15 protein-coding genes are annotated in these 19,559 nt (G+C 58.1%); 11 read left to right on the top strand and 4 right to left on the bottom strand.

The window, feature by feature from the left end:
* The first annotated feature begins 101 nt into the window (after positions 1–101).
* The gene (locus E0L35_RS12825) at positions 102–605 is read left to right on the top strand and encodes a lipocalin family protein (protein ID WP_249362141.1); all 504 of its coding nucleotides are present in this window, start codon (positions 102–104) and stop codon (positions 603–605) included.
* 11 nt (positions 606–616) lie between these two features.
* On the opposite strand, the gene E0L35_RS12820 is transcribed toward E0L35_RS12825, so the two are convergent.
* Positions 617–1,558, bottom strand: coding sequence for a LysR family transcriptional regulator (locus tag E0L35_RS12820; protein WP_138800479.1), 942 nt, complete (start codon positions 1,556–1,558; stop codon positions 617–619).
* A 170-nt stretch (positions 1,559–1,728) separates the two neighbouring features.
* Here E0L35_RS12820 and E0L35_RS12815 point away from each other — a divergent pair, with 170 nt between their 5' ends.
* Both E0L35_RS12815 and E0L35_RS12810 read left to right on the top strand, forming a co-directional pair.
* Entirely contained in the window at positions 1,729–2,802 is a 1,074-nt protein-coding gene (locus E0L35_RS12815; RefSeq protein ID WP_138800478.1) for a tartrate dehydrogenase, read from the top strand.
* Positions 2,803–2,962: 160 nt separating this feature from the next.
* Positions 2,963–3,991 (top strand): SMP-30/gluconolactonase/LRE family protein, encoded by a 1,029-nt coding sequence (locus E0L35_RS12810; RefSeq protein ID WP_138800477.1) that lies wholly within the window; start codon positions 2,963–2,965, stop codon positions 3,989–3,991.
* Between the two features lie 110 nt (positions 3,992–4,101).
* Here E0L35_RS12810 and wrbA read toward each other — a convergent pair whose 3' ends face one another.
* Complete coding sequence (wrbA, locus tag E0L35_RS12805) at positions 4,102–4,701, bottom strand: NAD(P)H:quinone oxidoreductase (protein ID WP_041158170.1); 600 nt, start codon at positions 4,699–4,701, stop codon at positions 4,102–4,104.
* Between the two features lie 231 nt (positions 4,702–4,932).
* Between wrbA and E0L35_RS12800 the strand changes: the two genes are divergently transcribed.
* From E0L35_RS12800 to E0L35_RS12770, 7 genes are all read left to right on the top strand, one after another.
* A complete protein-coding gene (locus E0L35_RS12800) occupies positions 4,933–5,373 on the top strand; it encodes a hemerythrin domain-containing protein (RefSeq protein WP_138800476.1) in 441 nt (146 codons plus the stop codon).
* 233 nt (positions 5,374–5,606) lie between these two features.
* Positions 5,607–6,584: a succinylglutamate desuccinylase gene (locus E0L35_RS12795; protein WP_022522699.1), complete on the top strand. Its 978-nt coding sequence runs from the start codon at positions 5,607–5,609 to the stop codon at positions 6,582–6,584.
* A gap of 211 nt (positions 6,585–6,795) precedes the next feature.
* Positions 6,796–7,566 carry an ATP-binding cassette domain-containing protein gene (locus E0L35_RS12790; protein WP_022522698.1) on the top strand — a complete coding sequence of 257 codons (771 nt, stop codon included), beginning with the start codon at positions 6,796–6,798 and terminating at the stop codon, positions 7,564–7,566.
* A 15-nt stretch (positions 7,567–7,581) separates the two neighbouring features.
* Positions 7,582–8,286 carry an ABC transporter permease gene (locus E0L35_RS12785; RefSeq protein ID WP_027960125.1) on the top strand — a complete coding sequence of 235 codons (705 nt, stop codon included), beginning with the start codon at positions 7,582–7,584 and terminating at the stop codon, positions 8,284–8,286.
* Positions 8,286–9,017 carry an ABC transporter permease gene (locus tag E0L35_RS12780; protein WP_022522697.1) on the top strand — a complete coding sequence of 244 codons (732 nt, stop codon included), beginning with the start codon at positions 8,286–8,288 and terminating at the stop codon, positions 9,015–9,017. Before E0L35_RS12785 ends, E0L35_RS12780 begins: the two co-directional genes overlap by 1 nt.
* 176 nt (positions 9,018–9,193) lie before the next feature.
* Positions 9,194–9,961 carry a transporter substrate-binding domain-containing protein gene (locus E0L35_RS12775; RefSeq protein ID WP_138800475.1) on the top strand — a complete coding sequence of 256 codons (768 nt, stop codon included), beginning with the start codon at positions 9,194–9,196 and terminating at the stop codon, positions 9,959–9,961.
* 138 nt (positions 9,962–10,099) lie between these two features.
* Positions 10,100–10,903, top strand: a complete 804-nt coding sequence (locus E0L35_RS12770; RefSeq protein WP_138800474.1) for a TraX family protein — start codon at positions 10,100–10,102, stop codon at positions 10,901–10,903.
* Between the two features lie 124 nt (positions 10,904–11,027).
* Here E0L35_RS12770 and E0L35_RS12765 read toward each other — a convergent pair whose 3' ends face one another.
* Positions 11,028–12,860, bottom strand: coding sequence for a hybrid sensor histidine kinase/response regulator (locus E0L35_RS12765; protein WP_138800473.1), 1,833 nt, complete (start codon positions 12,858–12,860; stop codon positions 11,028–11,030).
* On the bottom strand, positions 12,857–13,450 hold the full coding sequence (locus E0L35_RS12760; protein WP_138800472.1) for a response regulator transcription factor: 594 nt from the start codon (positions 13,448–13,450) through the stop codon (positions 12,857–12,859). Before E0L35_RS12760 ends, E0L35_RS12765 begins: the two co-directional genes overlap by 4 nt.
* A 350-nt stretch (positions 13,451–13,800) precedes the next feature.
* Between E0L35_RS12760 and E0L35_RS12755 the strand changes: the two genes are divergently transcribed.
* On the top strand, positions 13,801–19,559 hold a 5,759-nt coding region (locus tag E0L35_RS12755), incomplete at its 3' end, for a GLUG motif-containing protein (RefSeq protein ID WP_171051149.1).

The raw sequence follows: 19,559 nt of genomic DNA, 5'->3' as shown, positions 1-19,559 counted from the left end.
GGCAAAATAGCAACAGATAGCACTAACCATAGTCGATCACCCGCGAATCATCGCCAAGGAGCGCGTTAATGAAAACCCTGCTAGGAAGCAACATCGTTAGTATGACCCTACTCACCGGCTGCACTGGCATTCCGGATGGCACGCAGCCAGTAGCAGACTTTGAGCTAGACCGCTACCTGGGTCAGTGGTTCGAAATTGCCCGCCTGGATCACTCCTTTGAACGCGGTCTTGATTGCGTGACCGCTACTTACAGCCTGCGCGATGATGGCGGTGTTCGAGTAATCAACCGTGGTTACAACCTTGAAGAGCAAGAGTGGGATGAGGCTGAAGGCCGCGCCTACTTTATTGACGATGAAAGCGTTGGGCGCTTAAAGGTAAGCTTCTTTGGCCCCTTTTACGGCGGCTATAACGTCCTTGAGCTGGATGAGGAGTACCAGTGGGCGTTAGTGGCAGGCCCTAACCGCGACTACCTGTGGATACTTTCACGTACAGCGGAAATGGATAGCGCGACAGAAGGACGCCTGCGTCAGCGAGCAGCCGAGCTGGAGTTCCCTACTGAAGAGCTGATTGATGTTAACCAAAGCGAGGCTTGTCCTAGCCGATAAGCAGCGTCTGATTAGCTCCCTTCAGGCAATATTGGTACCCGCCCCGCTATCTCTCGCTGAACATAGTCAATAAAAGCGCGCAGCCGGGCGGGCACATGGCGACGTTGTTCAAACACCGCATAAAAATCTGCCCGCACCCCCTGCCAGCCTGGCAACAGCGCTACCAATGCGCCACTGGCAAGGTGCTCGTTAACGTCCCACCAGGAGCGCAGCATGACACCGTGGCCGTCCAAGGCCAGGCGGGTAATGACCTCTCCATCGTTGCTGGCTAATCGACCGCTGACCTTTATCGACTGTGTCTGCCCAGGCAGTCCTTTGGCAGACTGAGCGACTTGTTCAAAGCGCCAGAGGGGGAAATCACTGTCGTTCTCGCGAATCACCAAACAAGCGTGCTGCTGTAAATCTGCCGGTACTTGCAAAGACGGCGCCTGGGCAATGTAGGCAGGCGACGCACAGAGCACCCGCCGATTGGCCAGAATACGCCGAGCGACCAAGCGCGACTCCGGTGGCTCGCCCACGCGAATACCAATATCAAAGCCGTGATCGCTCAGATTGAGCGGAAAATTGGTTAACTCCAACCACCCCTCCACCTCGGGGTGATCGGCACAAAAGCGGGACAGCAGTGGCGCAATATGGCGGCGCCCAAAGCCAAAAGTGGCGTTTACCCGCAAACGTCCGCTAAGCGCCTGATCGACTCCCTCACCCAGTGAATTTTCCAGCTCATCCAACTCATCTAAAATCAGCGCGCCACGGACCAAGTAGCGCTCACCCTCTGCGGTCAGCGTCAACCGCCGCGTAGTGCGAGCAGCTAGCTCTACCCCCAGGCGCGCCTCCAACTGTTTTAGCCGCTTGCTTACAGCCGAGAGCGATAGCCCCAGCTCGCGAGCAGTCGCCGTCAGGCTTCCCGCCCGCGCCAAGTGCTGAAAAAACGCCAAATCATCCAGGTGCGCCATATCGCTCCTCAGTCATTCTGCACTTTCACGCAACAATAACTTGAATGGTAGCCTGATTATCTCCACCAAAATAGCCGCTACACTCTATTTACTATTCACGACTCACGACTCACGACTCACGACTCACGACTCACAAGCATAAAAAGTAACTAACAAGGTAAGGAACCACTATGACCCACCGTATTGCCATTATCGCCGGTGACGGCATCGGCACCGAAGTCATGCCTGAAGGCATCCGCGCCCTCGAAGCGACCGCCAAGCGCTTTAATATTGATCTTGAGTTCACCACCTTTGAGTTTGGCAGCTGCGACTACTACCTGGAACACGGCAAAATGCTGCCGGATGATTGGTTTGAGCAGTTAAAAGGCTTCGATGCGCTGTTTTATGGCGCGGTGGGCTGGCCCGAAAAAGTCCCCGACCATATTTCCCTGTGGGGCTCACTGCTGCAATTCCGGCGCCGCTTTGATCAGTACATCAACCTGCGCCCCTGCAAGCTCATGCCCGGCATTAAAAGCCCGCTAGCAGGCCGTAAACCCGGCGATATAGACTTTTACGTGGTGCGTGAGAACACTGAAGGCGAGTACTCAAGCGTTGGTGGCAAAATGTTTGAAGGCACCGACCGTGAAGTGGTCATTCAAGACACGGTCATGACCCGCACCGGCGTAGACCGCGTATTGAAATACGCCTTTGAACTGGCCCAAACTCGCCCGCGTAAAAAGCTCACCTCCGCGACCAAGTCCAACGGCATCTCAATCACTATGCCGTATTGGGATGAACGTGTGGTCGAAATGGCGAAGGGCTACCCTGAAATCGCGGTGGATAAATTTCATATCGATATTCTTACCGCCAACTTCGTTCTCCACCCGGATTGGTTTGATGTCGTCGTGGGCAGCAATCTGTTTGGCGATATTCTTTCTGATCTCGGCCCCGCCTGCACCGGCACGATAGGCATTGCCCCTTCAGCCAACATCAACCCAGAAGGCAACTTTCCGAGCTTGTTCGAGCCAGTACACGGCAGCGCGCCGGATATCGCCGGTAAGGGTATTGCCAACCCTATCGGTCAAATTTGGTCAGGCGCCATGATGCTGGAGCACCTCGGTTACAAAGAAGCCGGTGACGCAATAGTCACGGCCATTGAGGAAGTATTGAGCGAAGGGGATGCCACAGTACTTACCCGCGATGTGGGTGGAGAAGGCACCACTGCAAGCCTAGGCAAGGCGGTTGCCAACGCTATTTCGCACTGACACACATATGGCATAAAGATTGGCTGTCTGGTTGAATCCAACCGGGCAGCCAATGTATGTTTTTTAATCGCTTATGTTCTACATTTGTCCTGAGGGTGGAAGAAACATCAGTTTCACTTCGCTCATAACAACATCAACAAACAACCATCAGGACAATGCTATGAAACTTGGACGCCGTCAGTTCCTTTCGGCATCGGCCGCCCTGGCCGCTGTTGGCACATCGCCCCAGCTTTTTGCTTTGCAGAGCTCACAAGGTTCCACCCCGGAACGATACCCAATCGATGCCTGGAAAGTCGAAGATTCCCGCTTTAGTGATTACATGATTTTTAACAGTCCTCTAGAACGCCACTGGAGTGGAGGTCTGTGGACAGAGGGGCCAGCATGGAACGCCGTAGGTCGTTATGTTGTTTTCAGCGACATACCTCGTGCCAAGCAGATGCGCTGGGACGAATCCACTGGTCAAGTCAGCGTATTGAGAGACAATGTCGGCCACTCTAACGGTAATACCTTCGATCATCAGGGGCGGCTAATTGCTTGCGAGCACTATCCCTCACGCGTTTTACGCTACGAGTGGGACGGCAGCACAACGGTGCTCGCCGAGCGCTATCAGGGCAAACCGCTCAATGCCCCTAATGACGTGGTGGCACTGCCCTCGGGTGGAGTGATCTTCACCGATCCAGGCTATGGAGCTCACTTCGACTACGAGGGCAAAAAACGAGACCTGGAGCTAGAAACGGCCATCTATTACGTCGATGACAGCCTGGATGAGCCCATCATGCTGACCGACGATATTTATAAGCCAAACGGCATTGTATTAACGCCGGATGGCGAAGGGTTCTACGCCAGTGACAGTGCCCCCACCCATTTCGACGAACCCGCGCGAATTATTCGCTGGTCGCTGGGTGAAGATGGTCGCAGTGTCAGCGACCGGCAAGTTATCGTGACCAGCGAAGACACTATTTTCGACGGCATGGCCTGTGACGTGAATGGCAATATCTGGTCAAGTGCCAATGGTGGTGAAGGTATCGACGGAGTAGTGGTTTTCTCACCGGAAGGCACCTTGCTGGGCCGAGTATTGCTACCTGAAGTCTGCTCGAACGTGTGTTTTGCGGGCAAGAGCCGCAATCGACTATTTATGACGGCCAGTCAATCCGTCTACACAATTTACACGGCGGCACGCGGAGCATAGTAAAACTATAATCCCAGCCACAATATCCCAACCCCAAAAAAAGCCTCGCCGGATATATCCGGCGAGGCTTTTACTTGGCTGACTCGTATATGTCTTAGCTAGTAAACTAATTAACTGGCCAGTTTAGCCGCCGTTTTTGCGACCAACTCGCCTTGGAAACGGGCGATTTTCAGCTCACGCTCGTCAGGTTGGCGTGAGCCATCACCACCAGCAATGGTTGCGGCGCCGTAAGGCGTACCGCCGCTGACTTTGGAAATATCAAACTGCTCTTCGAGACCGTAACCAATCGGCACGATGATCATGCCGTGGTGGGCCAGCGTGGTCCAAGTAGAGGTGATGGTCATCTCATCACCGCCGCCAGTACCGGTAGAAGTGAACACGCTAGCGACTTTGCCACGCAGAGCACCGTTCGCCCACAGGCCACCGGTCTGATCCAGGAAGGTACGCATTTGACCGGCCATATTCCCAAAGCGGGTGGGCGTACCGAAAATGATCGCATCGTAATCGGCAAGCTCTTGAGGCGTCGCTTCCGGCGTGTCGTAATCCTGCTTACCGCCTGCATTCTTGAACGCCTCTTCAGGCATGGTTTCAGGAACGCGTTTCACCGCCACCTCAACACCGCTCACACCCTTTGCGCCTTCTGCCACGGCCTGAGCCAGCGTATCAATATGGCCATACATGGAATAATAAAGTACCAGTACCTTTGTCATTACTATCTCCTTCACTTATGAATAGTGCAGTTATGAGTAGTGCAGTGAGCGTCGCCTAAAGTGGGCGTCGCCTAATAAGTAGTAAACACAACATAGCGCACTCAAGCATAGAAAAAAGCGAATGTTTTCGTCCGTGGGCGTCGATTTCATCGACGAACGCCATCTTGCACTTTACGCCAACCACCACTAGCTTTTGACTTGCCTACATCAAACGTATCCAAGGAGTCTGGAATGACGATTTTTGAAGCCCTGCGCAAGGATCACGATATTCAGCGCGACCTGCTCGCCCGCTTAGTTGAAACACATGGAGACAGCGATGAGCGAGATAAACTGTATCAGCAGGTACGAGCAGAGCTGCATTATCACGCCGCTGCCGAAGAGCGGACGCTCTATATCCCAATGATGTCAATCGACCTGACTCAGGAAAAAGCCCGCCATAGCGTTGCCGAACATCATGAAATTGATGAGCTTTTAGAACTGCTTGATGAAACTGACTACAGTGCAACCCACTGGTTGACCCACGCCAAACAGCTCCAGGATTTAGTCACTCACCACCTGGATGAAGAAGAGCAAGAGGTTTTCCAGCTGGCGGGCCGTGGCCTGCAAGATAAACAAAAGACATCGCTTGCTAGCGAGTACCAGGAAGAAATGCAGCGCCAGCGTTCAGCGTAACGTGATGAACAAATTGAAAAACGCTCATGCACCCCATGGGCGTTTTTTGCTGTTAGCGATTAAATAAAGCCACTTTTCAGCTTCCGCGTGTTTCATGAAGACGCTTTTTCACGAATACGCTAGGCTTTTACACGCGAACGACCTGCGGGCTTGTGGCATACGCCCAGCGTGGTAAACCTAAGCTCGCTTTTATACTGACCACGATACTCAAAACAGTTAACTGAGGAGCGACAATGCTAGGCCAATGGCTCGACTGGTCGCTTGATGGGCAACTCCCCACCGCCAGCCAAGGCGTCTTCGCCAGCGGCACTTATCATTTGCATGCGCCTGGTATTTTGGAGCTCACCCCTAACACGGTAAGCCAAAGCGCCCACACGTGCATTTTTTCAGCGGCGATCCATGGCAATGAAACCGCACCGGTTGAACTGGTGGGTGAATGGTTAAGCGGCGTAGAAGCGGGCAGCATATCGCTCGGCGCTCCTGTGCTGGTGATTTTAGGCAACCTGCCCGCGCTTAAGGCGCAGCAGCGTTTCCTTACCACCAATTTAAACCGGCTGTTTAGCCGCGAACTAGCCGCCAAGGGCGAGGAGCCAGATCGCGCCAGGCAATTAATGGCCGCGGTGGATAGTTTTTATGCCCGCCATGCCGGGCGCCCCAAACTGCACTACGACCTACATACCGCAATTCGGGATAGCCGCTACCCCCGTTTTGTAGTGGAGCCTTTTGCCGAATCCTCCACCGATGCTGAGCAGTGGGGCTGGCTGGCGGCGGCGGGTATGCAGGCGGTGCTGCACCAACATCAGCACAGCTGGACATTCTCCCACTACAGCAAGCACTATCACGCCGCTCAGGCATTTACCTTTGAGCTAGGGCGGGTAGCGCCTTTTGGCCACAACGATATGGCATCATTACAACCGATGCGTACACTACTCACCGCGCTTAGTGAAGGACATACGCCACCCAATCAGCCCGCCACGCAAATGCAGTTTTTCCAGGTTCAACACGAATTAATGCGTCACTCGGAGGACTTTACACTCTGTTTTGCCGAGGACACAGCCAACTTCAGCCGCTTTGAGCCCGGCACTCTGCTGGCCCAAGACGGTAAGTCGGGTGAGTTTCGGGTAGGCGATACGCCCCTTCATGTGGTGTTTCCTAACGCACAAGTAGAGGTGGGCGCCCGTGCCGCGCTGTTGGTAGCGCCTATCGTTTAACCCCCCAAGCAGGATCTACTTTAGCCAAGACAATAACAATGGTGAGGCGACAACAGGACCCTCGACGTCGATACGACTATCGTCGAGTGCATAATGTTAGAAGGAAAGCGCGCATAATGCGCCCAGCCTGATAGAATCGCCCCTTTTTCGCGCCAGCCGCATCAAACAAACCCACTTGTTGCTGCGGCAACTCTGTACTGGAGCCAATGATATGGCCGCTACGCCTACTCCCCTTGAAGTGCGTAATATTAAAAAACGCTTTGGCGATACGGAAGTTCTGAAAGGTCTTTCATTACAAGCCCAAAAGGGCGATGTGATTACCCTGATTGGTGCCTCTGGATCGGGTAAAAGTACTTTTTTGCGCTGCATGAACTTGCTTGAACAGCCCGACGATGGCGACCTCATTGTCCATGGCGAACCCATTCGCTTTAAGACCACGAAGCACGGCCGCGAACCTGAAGATTGGAAGCAGGTGGTACAAATGCGCGCCAAGCTCTCCATGGTGTTCCAGAGCTTTAACCTGTGGGCCCACATGACGCTGCTCGAAAACATCATCGAAGCGCCGATTCATGTGCTGAAAAAACCCAAAAAAGAAGCCTTGGAGCACGCCCATGCACTGCTCGATCGGGTTGGCTTAACGGCCCGCGCCAACGCCTACCCAGCACAGATGTCCGGCGGCCAACAGCAGCGCGGCGCTATTGCCCGCGCACTGGCGATGGATCCAGAAGTGATGCTGTTTGACGAACCCACCTCCGCCCTTGACCCGGAATTGGTCGGTGACGTATTGAAAGTCATGCACGACCTCGCTGAAGAGGGGCGCACCATGGTCGTGGTGACTCACGAGATGGGGTTTGCCCGTGATGTCTCTAGCCAAGTGATTTACCTTCACCAGGGCCTGGTGGAAGAGGCTGGCCCGCCCGATCAAGTGTTAGGCAACCCGCAATCACCGCGCCTGCAGCAATTCCTGGCACCTAATTACTGATCCGCGAGGCTGACCATGATTGATTTACAAGGGTATGGCCCCCGGCTGATCGAAGGGGCTGGCGTCACCATCCAATTAGCGGTGTTGTCGCTGATTTTAGCGATTATTTTAGGGCTCCTGACCGCCAGCGCGAAGATGTCGCGCAACTGGTTAGCTCATCGTCTTGCCACGCTTTACACCACACTTATTCGCGGTGTGCCCGACCTCGTGTTGATGATGCTGTTTTTTTTCGGCGGCCAAATTGGCGTCAACATGATCACCGACTGGATTTACTACTCGTTCGATATCGATATTTTTATCAATATTAATGCCTTCGTCGCGGGCGTTGTCACCATTGGGCTAATCTTCGGGGCCTATATGGGGGAAACCTTTCGCGGCGCTTTTATGGCGGTCGATAATGGGCAAATCGAAGCAGGTAAAGCCTATGGCATGAGCGATGGGCTGGTTTTTCGTCGCGTCCGTTTTCCGCAGATGATGCGCCATGCACTGCCTGGCCTTTCCAACAACTGGATGGTATTGCTCAAAACCACAGCACTGGTCTCGGTAATCGGGCTTTCTGATATGGTGCGTGTCGCCTCAGAAGCCTCTAAAGCGACGCGCGAACCTTTCACTTTCATGATTATTGTCGCGCTTATCTATCTGCTCATCGCCAGCGTTTCGGAATGGATCTTTGCTCGTCTGCAAAAACGCTACAACATTGGCTATGGGGAGGCAGACTAATGACCGCTTTCATGACATGGCTCGAAAATCAGCTTGCCGAGAACAGTATTTTCACGCTGCAAACGCTTTCCTACTATGGCGATGGGTTGACCACCACGGTGCAACTGGTCTTTTTATCGCTGGTCATTGGCTTAATCGCTGCGGTACCCCTTGCCATTGGGCGTGGTTCAAAACACGCCTGGATTAAGTGGCCTATTTTTGCTTACACCTATGTTTTTCGTGGCACACCGCTACTCATCCAACTCTACCTGATTTATTACGGCGTGGTGTTCGTGGACGGAATCCAAGAAAGTTGGCTATGGGTGATACTTGAAGAACCGTTCGTCCCCGCACTCATTGCATTTACCCTCAACACCGCCGCCTATACGACCGAGATTTTTCGCGGCGCGATTAAGTCTACCTCGAAAGGTGAAATTGAAGCGGCTCGTGCCTATGGCATGTCACCTCAGCAGACCATGCGGCGCATTATTATCCCCAGCGCTTTTCGTCGCGCACTGCCGGCCTACGGCAACGAAGTCATTTTCATGCTACATGCCAGCGCTATTGCCAGCGTAGTGACGATTATGGATCTGACCGGCGCGGCGCGCTTTGTCTATGCGCGTTTTTATGCACCTTTTGACGCATTCTTGTTTGTGGCAGCGATATACCTGTGTTTAACCTTCACCATCCTGTATCTCTTTCGTTATCTAGAGAAAAAGCTGCTCGCACATCTACAGCCACAGAACTCCTAGTGTGAAACAAACGTTGGTTTACGAATCATCAAGCGCTTTTCGTCAACGCCGAGTTAGGATAAGTTATCAATGATCATCACAACGCAACCTGTGACTAACGTGGTCAACGCCCTATAGGCAACGCCATCATTAGGCAGTGGTTGCTTAGATGAACTCTGCTTCCAAGGAGATACATAATGAAAAAACTGCTGTCTGTCTCACTGCTAGGCTTAGCCGTTGCAGCAAGCGCCGCCCAGGCGCAAGAAGACCAACTACGTATCGGGGTTGATGTGCCTTACGAGCCGATGGAATATCGCACGCCGGATGGCGAGCTGACCGGCTTTGATATCGACCTGGGCAACGCCCTCTGCGAGCGTATCGGCGTTGAATGTGAATGGGTTGTACAGGGCTGGGACGGCATTATCCCGGGTCTCATGGCACGTAAATACGACGCTATTATGTCCTCCATGACGATCAATGATGACCGTCGCGAGCAAGTGCTGTTCTCTGACCCCTACATCACCCCACCGTCCGCCTGGTTTGCTCCTGAAGGCACCGACCTTGATGCAACCAATGAAGAGTCGCTCGCCGGCATGACTATCGGCGTTCAGCGCGGCACTCTGCAGGACAATTACGTCACCGACATGTATGGCGATGTCGCCGACATCAACCGCTATTCTACCGCCGATGACATGGTGCTGGACATGGAGTCCGAGCGTTTGGACATCTTGTTCCTCGACTACCCAGTCGGTAAGTCCACGTTACTGGATAGCGAAGAAGGCAACTACGTTGTTGTCGGCGAGATGCTCACCGAACCTAAAGAGTATTTTGGTGATGGCTTTGGTATCGCGTTCCGTCAACGCGACGAAGCACTCGCTGAGCAGTTCAACGAAGCCCTGGCTGAAGTGAAAGAAGACGGCACTTACGACGAGATCTACAACCGTTATTTCGGTGGGAAAGAGTAAGCATCACAGCAAGCCTTAGTGTCCATCACCCCGGCAACCGCCGGGGTGATGCGTTTCTACCTAACGCTGAAAATTCAGTGAACTAGGTAAAGCTACCTCTGTCTGTGTATCATCGAGCATGTTCAACACGGAGGTTTTATGGCTCACCCGACTAGCCCACATGCAGGCACGCTACCTCGCCTCTCTTCTCACTGGACCGGCTGGGGGCAGTGGCTGGCGCTGATCACCATGACCGTGGATCACCTCACTCGCTATGTGCTGCCCGGCGATTGGGATCTAAGCTGGGCCGGGTCTTCCATTGGCCGTATCGCCTTCCCGCTGTTTGCCGCCATGGTGGCCTGGCACGGCCTGTTTAATACCCGCAACCCACTGCGCTACTCGCGCCGAATTCTAATTATCGGCTTGGTTGCCCAACTCCCCTACATGATGATGCCACGCTCATCAGACGCATTTATCCTCAACGTCTGCTTTACCCTGGCCAGTGGTTTAACCTTAGGTGCGCTAGTGCGCCAAGGCTGGCAGCACTACCAGCAGCAAACGTTAGGTTTGCCCTGGTTGTTAGCCGGTGCAGCGGTTGGTGTGACCGCGTGGTACCTGCTCGGTTTTTGGGTGGAGTACGGGCACAACGGACTGCTGCTGATTCCGCTATTAATGTTCGCGATGCATGCCTTGAGCCAAACTGAGAACCATTTCCAAGCTCGCCTATGGGCAGGCCTAGCGGCATTTCCAGCACTCTGGATTGCCGGGCAAATGAATGCCTCTGACATGGCCAAATCGTTTACTGTAGGCACGTGTGTGGTAGTGTTGATCCTTGCCGCTGGCGCTGCCCGGCGAGTCCCTGCCATTAACTTGGCGATGCCGCGGCGTCTATGGCTAGCATGGTATCCCGGCCACTTTGCATTAATCGCGCTATGGCTATTGCTGAGCGGCCAGATTACGTAAAAGCTCTTTCAACGCCGCATCAATGCATGGCATCTCGCATCCACGCCTCAATACCATGCTCGGCGACCTGTTCCGTCAGCGCTTCTTTGCTTGGCACGCCGACTTCCTGCGCTTTAAGTTGGCCTTAGGGTGGTCTGACGTGTGGCGCCACGAGTTCACGCAGGGCAAGGTGCAGCTTCTGTGGTTGCACCGGCTTGTGCAGCAGCGGGATGCCGCTGGTCATGGCCTCGCGCAGCCGGTGGGGGGCCGTGTCACCGGTGATGAGTAGCGCGGGGATATCCCGTCCGAAATGCCTGCGCAACTGGTGGATCGCCTCAGCGCCATTGTGCTCGTCGCGCAGCCGGTAGTCGCAGAGTAAGATATCCGGCACGTTACGGTGATGGGCGATGGCCTCGGTGAGTGACTCCGCAGTCTCGCAGATAGCGCCCCAGCCCTCCAGCAATGCCGCCATGGCGTAGCGAATTATTTCATCATCATCGATGACCAAGACATGCTTCCCGTTTAACGCGGATGGGTCGAACGCAGGCGGTAACGTCTTCGTCGGCGGCTCCTCTCGAGCGATATCCTCGGCGCTTACGACGTGCAGGCGGAAGACGCTTCCCTGGCCGGGTGTGGAGCGAAGCGTGAGCGTATGCTCCAGCGTTCCCGCCAGCCGCTCGGCGGTGGCCAGGCCCAGGCCCAATCCCTTGCGGCGGTCGCGCTCCGGATTGCCCAATTGATGGAACTCACGAAAAATCGCCCGGTGTTGATTCGGGGCGATGCCGATGCCGGTATCGTGCACCTCGATGGCGTACCCGTCTCCCCGCCGGCGGCAGGCCACCAGAACGCCGCCCTGGTCGGTGTAGCGTATCGCGTTGGCGACCAGGTTGCGCAGTATCAGTTCCAGCAACGCCGGGTCCGAGACCACCGTGGCGTCGGTATCCCGTGTCCGGTAGACGAGGCCCTTTTCGTCCGCCATCGGCGCCAGTTCCATTTCCAGTTTGCGGAACAGCTGCTGCAGGCCCAGCGGGCGCGGCCGTGGCTCGATGACACCGGCATCCAGGCGCGAGAAATCGAGCAGCGTATTGAGCATCTCCGACGACGATGTGCTGGCGGCCTGGGCGCTGTCCAGTGTCCGCCGCTGGTGCTCGTCCAGCCGGCTCCAGGAGAGGGTCTCGAGCAGCAGTTGCAGCGCCTGCACCGGTTGGCGCAGGTCGTGGCTGGCGGCGGCCAGAAAGCGGGATTTGTCCTCGTCGGCCTGCTCGGCGGCTTCGCGGGCGGCACTGGCCTCGCGGGTTTCTGTCTTGAGCCGTTCCACCAAGTCGAGATTCTCGAAGCGCAGGCGGATCGCCTCATTGATACTGCCGCCCAGGGTGCGCGCCTGCAGGTACTGGGCAATAACGAACAGCACGCTGAAGCCGGCCATCATCTGGTAGTAGAGATCGTCGATGGTGATGAAGCGGCTCACGGCGAGCACCGTCATCGGCAACATAATGCCGGTATAAAGGCCCAGGATGTTCGAGTATTTGGCCACGCTGTCCGCGTTGCTCGAAGCCAGCAACCCCATCAACAGGGCGGTGGCCCCGGGGGAGGTGTGCTGGTCGATGCCGATCCATATCAACGCGCCCCACAGGGTGCCCTCGAGGCACCGGCTGAGTACCAGTTGCCGTCGGATCGGGGCGACATCAGCGACGCCAAAGCCCTTTTTCAGCGCGCGGCGGGCGCCCCAGGACTGCGCGCCGGAGACCGCCAGCAGAGCGAAATACCACACCAGCAGCGCCGTCGTGGACACCGACGCGGTCCGTATGCCGATGCGCTCACCGCTGATCGCCGAGACCGCGCTGACCACGCTGTCGCTGGAGAAATAAAACACCGCCACCATCAGGCTGGCGACCATCACGCTCATCCCGAAGGCGTGGCGCAAGTGCCGCAACACCAGCGTCAGTCGCTCGATCTGGAAGCGGTCCTCGATACTCAAACGATCCATCCCCGATGGCGGGCATTGAAGGCCGCCTCGCCGCGGCTGGACGCGCCCAGCAGACCAAGCAGCGTCTGCACATGACCGTACTCGGAGAGATGCAGGTGCTGGGCAATCGCCTTGTTGGAGAGTCCACGGCCCAGCAATTCGAGCACCTCCACCTGCCGAGCGGTCAGCGACTCGGAGGCCGACGGCGGCGAATCCGCCGGTTGATTGGGGCCGTGGTCGTCCAGCAGCCGCCGCACCTGGTGAAGCAGCGTGTGGGGTTTGTCGGTCTTGGAAATAAAAGCCACCGCGCCAGCGGCGAGGGCCTCATCGCGCAGCGCCGAAAGATCGAAACCGGAAAGCAGCGCCACCTTCGTCGTCGGCCACTTGCGTCGCAATGCCGCGATACCGGTGACGCCGCTCACGCCCTGCAGCTGCTGGTCGAGCAGGATCAGGGCGGGATTGGCATGGCGCAGTTGCAACGCCTCGGTCAGCGAGCCGGTCTCAAGGATCTTCACCTGCCCGAGCCCCTCTCCCAACACCAGGCTGATGCCGCTCAGGAACAGCGGATGATCGTCGATCAATAGCAGCGTGGATGCGTGCAACGCCTTTCCCCTAGCCCCGTTGTTCCAAGTTCGTCTTGCCCAAGAAGGCAGAATGGTGCGTGTTGGTCGTGCTTGTGAAAACGGTCAATTTTGACTGTTTGCACGCCACCATCCGCACCTTATGCTCATACTAACGTAAGTAAAAAGTATCGTAACTAAAAAGTATCGTAACTAAAAGGCATTAACCCGTGGCATCGCGTCTGCGCGACGGCGGCCCCGGGACGGCCTTTCTCCCACGGGCGTTGCAACGTCACTGGCGCAAGGTTCATCACACAACAGTCAATCATCCAGGGGCGCCCTGCCGCCTCGTGAGAACACAAAGGGGAGCGTTTATGGGGCGGCATGGTGGCATGAATCGGGTCTATCGGGTGGTCTGGAACCGTCGGCGGCGGGTCTGGCAGGCGGCGGCGGAAAACTCTGGGTCGCATCGCGGCGGTGGTGGCACGACGGCCGGTACCCCGCGCGCCATACTGTTCGCACACGACCTACGGCCGCTGGCAGCCGCCCTGCTGAGCGTCATGCCGCTGGCCGTCCAGGCCGGCGAACTGCCCAGCGGCGGCACCGTGGTGGCGGGCCAGGCGAGTATCGCACGCCAGGGCGATACGCTGACCATCGACCAGAGCAGCCACAAAGCCGCCGTCGACTGGCGCCGCTTCTCGGTGGGCGAGGGCAATACCGTTCGCTTTCGCCAGCCCAGTGCCGAGGCTGCCACCCTCAACCGGGTCACCGGCGACCAAGTCTCGTCGATTCGCGGCGCCATCGACGCCAACGGCCGGGTCTTTCTGATCAACCCCAACGGCATCACCTTCTCCCCCAGCGCCCGGGTCGATGTCGGCGCGCTGGTCGCCTCGACGCTGGATATTTCCACCGACGACTTCATGAACGGCGATTACCGCTTCAGCGGCGACAGTGCCAATGCCGTCATTAACCAGGGCAATATCCGCACGGCGAACGGTGGGCTGGTGGCCATGATCGCCGCCAGGATCGTCAACACTGGCACCATCGACACCCCCCGGGGCAGCACCCTGATGGGCGCGGGTAGCCGGGTGACGCTCGACCTGGGAGGCCCGGTCAATATCGAGGTGAAAGAAGCCACGCTGGCGACCCTGATCGAGCAGGGCGGGGCCATCCGCGCCGACGGCGGTCGGGTCTACCTCACCGCCAAGGCCGCTGGCGAGCTGACCGCAAGTGTGATCAACCACAGCGGTATCACCGAAGCACGCACGCTGGCCAGCGGCGAGAACGGCCAAATCATGCTGATGGGCGATATGGAGAGCGGCACGCTGCAGGTGGCCGGCACCCTGGATGCCTCGGCACCCCAGGGCGGCGACGGCGGCTTTATCGAGACCTCGGCGGCCAAAGTCAGTATTGCCGATGAGATCCACGTCACCACCCGCGCCGCCGATGTCCCTGGCAACAGCGGCCAGACCGGTGAATGGCTGATCGACCCGTCCGACTTCACCGTCAGCGCCGGCGATGGCGGACAGACCGACAGCGGCATCGGTGCCGAGACGCTCTCGGCCAGCCTCGCCCAGACTGATGCCACCGTGCAAACCGCGCCATCCGGCAACGGCAACGGCGATATTTTCGTCAACGACGCCGTAAGCTGGAGCAGCGGCTATACGCTAACACTCGACGCCTACCGCGATATCGAAATCAACGCCACCCTCGACGCCGCCCAGGGCAGTGGCGGCAAGCTGGCCCTGGAATACGGCCAGGGCAGCGGCAACGGCCAGATCGGCGGTCGCGCCGCGGAATACCGCGTTAACGCCCCGGTTAATCTGCAGGCGGGCAACAACTTCAGCACCAAGCTCGGTAGCAATGGCGCCACCATCGACTACACCGTGATCACCGCGCTAGGCGCGGAGAACAGCACCACCACCACCGACCTGCAAGGCATGGCGGGCGATCTGGACGGGCACTATGCCCTGGGCGCCAATATCGACGCCAGCGCCACCGCAGGCTGGAACGATGGGGCTGGTTTTGCCCCGATGGGCGATTTCTTTAGCCGCTTCACCGGCACCTTCGATGGCCTGGGCCATACCCTCAGCGATCTGACCATCAACCGCGAGGGTACGGACTACATCGGTCTGTTTGGCCGTGTTGACACGAGCGGCACCCTGCGCCATATCGGGCTGGTCGATGGCAGCGTCACAGGCAGCAACCTCGTCGGCGGGCTGGTGGGCCTCAACGAAGGCATCATCACTAACGCCTATGCCACCGGCGCGGTCAGCGGTGATCAAGATTATGTCGGAGGGCTGGTGGGCTCCAACCGAGGCAGCATCACTAATGCCTATGCCACTGGCGCGGTCAGCGGTAATTTAGTTGTTGGCGGGCTGGCGGGCAGCAACAGCAACAACGGCACCATCACTAACGCCTATGCCACCGGCGCGGTCAGCGGTAATGGATATGTCGGCGGGCTGGTGGGCTACAACATCGGCACCCTCACCGACGCCTACTGGAATACCGAGACCACCGGGCAGGATAGTAGTTCGGGCGGCGGTACGGGCTTGACGACCGCGCAGATGTTCGAGGCCAGCAACCTGGAAGGTTTCGATTTCGACACGGTCTGGGGCAACAGCGGCGACCAGACCACGCCCTGGCTGCGAGGCCTGGCCGGCAACCGGGTGTTCAACAAAAACGACCTGCCGTCCGGGATGATCAATGCGACCAACCGCCCCGACCTCTATACCGCCCTCCTGGATGTCGACCAACTTCAGGCGATGCAAAACGACCTCGCGGGCCGCTATCTGCTGGGCATGGATATCGACGCCAGCGCCACCGCAGGCTGGAACAGTGAGGCTGGTTTTGCCCCGATAGGCGATGCCTCTAGCCGCTTCACCGGCACCTTCGATGGCCTGGGCCATACCGTCAGCGATCTGACCATCAACCGCCCGGGTACGAGCTTCGTCGGTCTGTTTGGCTATGTCGGCGCCGGCGGCACCCTGCGCCATATCGGGCTGGTCGATGGCAGCGTCAAAGGCAGTACCATCGTCGGCGGGCTGGTGGGCGGCAACGACAACGGCACCATCACCCACGCCTATGCCACCGGCGCGGTCAGCGGTAATCAATATGTCGGCGGGCTGGTGGGCTTCAACCAAGGCAGCATCACCAGCGCCTATGCCACCGGCGCGGTCAGCGGTAATCAATATGTCGGCGGGCTGGTTGGCTTCAACAGCGGCAGCAGCATCACCCACGCCTACGCCACCGGCGCGGTCAGCGGTAATCAATTAGTCGGCGGGCTGGTGGGCGACAACAACGGTACCCTCACCGACGCCTATTGGAATACCGAGACCACCGGGCAGGATAGTAGTTCGGGTGGCGGTACGGGCTTGACGACCGCGCAGATGTTCGAGGCCAGCAACCTGGAAGGTTTCGATTTCGACACGGTCTGGGGCAACAGCGGCGACCAGACCACGCCCTGGCTGCGTGGCCTGGCCGGCAACCGGGTGTTCAACAAAAACGATCTGCCGTCGGGGACGATCAATGCGACCAACCGCCCCGAACTCTATACCGCCCTCCTGAATATCGACCAACTTCAGGCGATGCAAAACGACCTCGCGGGCCGCTATCTGCTGGGCCTGGATATCGACGCCAGCGCCACCAAAGACTGGAACGAGGGGGCGGGGTTTGACCCGGTAGGCGATGCCTTTACCCACTTCACCGGCACCTTCGATGGCCTGGGCCATACCCTCAGTGATCTGACCATCAACCGCCCGAATGCGGATCAAATCGGTCTGTTTGGCTATGTTGACCGGGGCGGCACCCTGCGCCATATCGGGCTGGTCGATGGCAGCGTCACAGGCCGTGACATCGTCGGCGGGCTGGTAGGCAGGAACAACGGCAGCATCAAGCGCGCCTATGCCACCGGCGCGGTCAGCGGTAATGGATATATCGGCGGGCTGGTGGGCTACAACCCTTCTGGCACCATCACCGACGCCTATGCCACCGGTGCGACCAGCGGTGATCAAACTGTCGGCGGGCTGGTGGGCATCAACAGTAGTGGCACCATCGCCAACGCCTATGCCACCGGCGCGGTCAGCGGTAATGACTATGTCGGCGGGCTGGTGGGCATCAACAACAGCACCATCGCCAACGCCTATGCCACCGGCGCGGTCAGCGGTAATGACTCTGTCGGCGGGCTGGTGGGCTGGAACGAAGGCACCATCACCGACGCCTACTGGAATACCGAGACCACCGGGCAGGCTATTAGTGCGGGTGGCGGTACGGGCTTGACGACCGCGCAGATGTTCGAGGCCAGCAACCTGGAAGGTTTCGATTTCGACACGGTCTGGGGCAACAGTGACAACCAGACCACGCCCTGGCTGCGTGGCCTGGCCGGCAACCGGGTGTTCAACAAAAACGATCTGCCGTCCGGGACGATTGATGCGACCAACCGCCCCGACCTCTATACCGCCCTCCTGAATATCGACCAACTTCAGGCGATGCAAAACGACCTCGCGGGCCGCTATCTGCTGGGCATGGATATCGACGCCAGCGCCACCGCAGGCTGGAACGGTGGGGCTGGTTTTGCCCCGGTGGGCAACAACAATAACCGCTTCACCGGCACCTTCGACGGCCTGGGCCATACCCTCAGCGATCTGACCATCAACCGCCCGGGTACGGACTACATCGGTCTGTTTGGCTATGTTGGCGCGGGCGGCACCCTGCGCCATGTCGGGCTGGTCGATGGCAACGTCACAGGCAAGGACTACGTCGGCGGGCTGGTGGGCTGGAACCAAGGCAGCCCCATCACCCACGCCTATGCCACCGGCGCGGTCAGCGGTAATCAATATGTCGGCGGGCTGGTGGGCATCAACAACGGCACCATCACCCACGCCTATGCCACCGGCGCGGTCAGCGGTAATCAAACTGTCGGCGGGCTGGTGGGCAGCAGCAACGGCACCATCACCCACGCCTATGCCACCGGCGCGGTCAGCGGTGATCAAGATTATGTCGGCGGGCTGGTGGGCAGCAACCAAGGCACCATCACCCACGCCTATGCCACCGGCGCGGTCAGCGGTAATCAAAATGTCGGCGGGCTGGTGGGCAGTAAGTTCAGCAGCAACATCAACAACGCCTACTGGAATACCGAGACCACCGGGCAGGCTATTAGTGCGGGTGGCGGTACGGGCTTGACGACCGCGCAGATGTTCGAGGCCAGCAACCTGGAAGGTTTCGATTTCGACACGGTCTGGGGCAACAGTGACAACCAGACCACGCCCTGGCTGCGAGGCCTGGCCGGCAACCAGGTGTTCAACAAAAACGATCTGCCGTCCGGGACGATTGATGCGACCAACCGCCCCGAACTCTATACCGCCCTCCTGAATATCGACCAACTTCAGGCGATGCAAAACGACGTCGCGGGCCACTATCTGCTGGGCATGGATATCGACGCCAGCGCCACCGCAGGCTGGAACGATGGGGCTGGTTTTGCCCCGATAGGCGTTGAACCGTTAGGCGATAGCGCTAGCTCCTTCACCGGCATCTTCGATGGCCTGGGCCATACCGTCAGCGATCTGACCATCGATCGCCCGGGGACGGACCACGTCGGTCTGTTTGGCTTTGTTGGCACGGGCGGCACCCTGGGCCATATCGGGCTGGTCGATGGCAACGTCACAGGCAAGAACTACGTCGGCGGGCTGGTGGGCTGGAACGACGGCAGCATCTCCAACGCCTATGCCACCGGCGCGGTCAGCGGTGATCAAACTGTCGGCGGGCTGGTGGGCAGCAACCAAGGTACCATCACCCACGCCTATGCCACCGGCACGGTCAGTGGTCAAGATGCCGGCGGGTTGGTGGGCAGGAACTTCAGCGGCAGCATCACCCACGCCTATGCCACCGGCGCGGTCAGTGGTCAAGATGCCGGCGGGTTGGTGGGCAACAACCACAGCGGCACCATCACCGACGCCTACTGGAATACCGAGACCACCGGGCAGGCTATTAGTGCGGGTGGCGGTACGGGCTTGACGACCGCGCAGATGTTCGAGGCCAGCAACCTGGAAGGTTTCGATTTCGACACGGTCTGGGGCAACAGTGACAACCAGACCACGCCCTGGCTGCGAGGCCTGGCCGGCAACCAGGTGTTCAACAAAAACGATCTGCCGTC

The sequence above is a fragment of the Halomonas sp. ATBC28 genome, assembly GCF_005937175.1.
Taxonomy (GTDB): Bacteria; Pseudomonadota; Gammaproteobacteria; order Pseudomonadales; family Halomonadaceae; genus Vreelandella; species Vreelandella titanicae.
Note: the sequence above shows the minus strand (reverse complement) of the source record. Positions and strands in the feature narration are given on the sequence as shown.

What these genes read in the sequence shown, in the direction of transcription:
- E0L35_RS12825 (WP_249362141.1), top strand. Translation starts at nt 102, where the DNA reads ATGACCCTACTCACCGGCTGCACTGGCATTCCGGATGGCACGCAGCCA.
- E0L35_RS12820 (WP_138800479.1), bottom strand. Translation starts at nt 1,558, where the DNA reads ATGGCGCACCTGGATGATTTGGCGTTTTTTCAGCACTTGGCGCGGGCG.
- E0L35_RS12815 (WP_138800478.1), top strand. Translation starts at nt 1,729, where the DNA reads ATGACCCACCGTATTGCCATTATCGCCGGTGACGGCATCGGCACCGAA.
- E0L35_RS12810 (WP_138800477.1), top strand. Translation starts at nt 2,963, where the DNA reads ATGAAACTTGGACGCCGTCAGTTCCTTTCGGCATCGGCCGCCCTGGCC.
- wrbA (WP_041158170.1), bottom strand. Translation starts at nt 4,701, where the DNA reads ATGACAAAGGTACTGGTACTTTATTATTCCATGTATGGCCATATTGAT.
- E0L35_RS12800 (WP_138800476.1), top strand. Translation starts at nt 4,933, where the DNA reads ATGACGATTTTTGAAGCCCTGCGCAAGGATCACGATATTCAGCGCGAC.
- E0L35_RS12795 (WP_022522699.1), top strand. Translation starts at nt 5,607, where the DNA reads ATGCTAGGCCAATGGCTCGACTGGTCGCTTGATGGGCAACTCCCCACC.
- E0L35_RS12790 (WP_022522698.1), top strand. Translation starts at nt 6,796, where the DNA reads ATGGCCGCTACGCCTACTCCCCTTGAAGTGCGTAATATTAAAAAACGC.
- E0L35_RS12785 (WP_027960125.1), top strand. Translation starts at nt 7,582, where the DNA reads ATGATTGATTTACAAGGGTATGGCCCCCGGCTGATCGAAGGGGCTGGC.
- E0L35_RS12780 (WP_022522697.1), top strand. Translation starts at nt 8,286, where the DNA reads ATGACCGCTTTCATGACATGGCTCGAAAATCAGCTTGCCGAGAACAGT.
- E0L35_RS12775 (WP_138800475.1), top strand. Translation starts at nt 9,194, where the DNA reads ATGAAAAAACTGCTGTCTGTCTCACTGCTAGGCTTAGCCGTTGCAGCA.
- E0L35_RS12770 (WP_138800474.1), top strand. Translation starts at nt 10,100, where the DNA reads ATGGCTCACCCGACTAGCCCACATGCAGGCACGCTACCTCGCCTCTCT.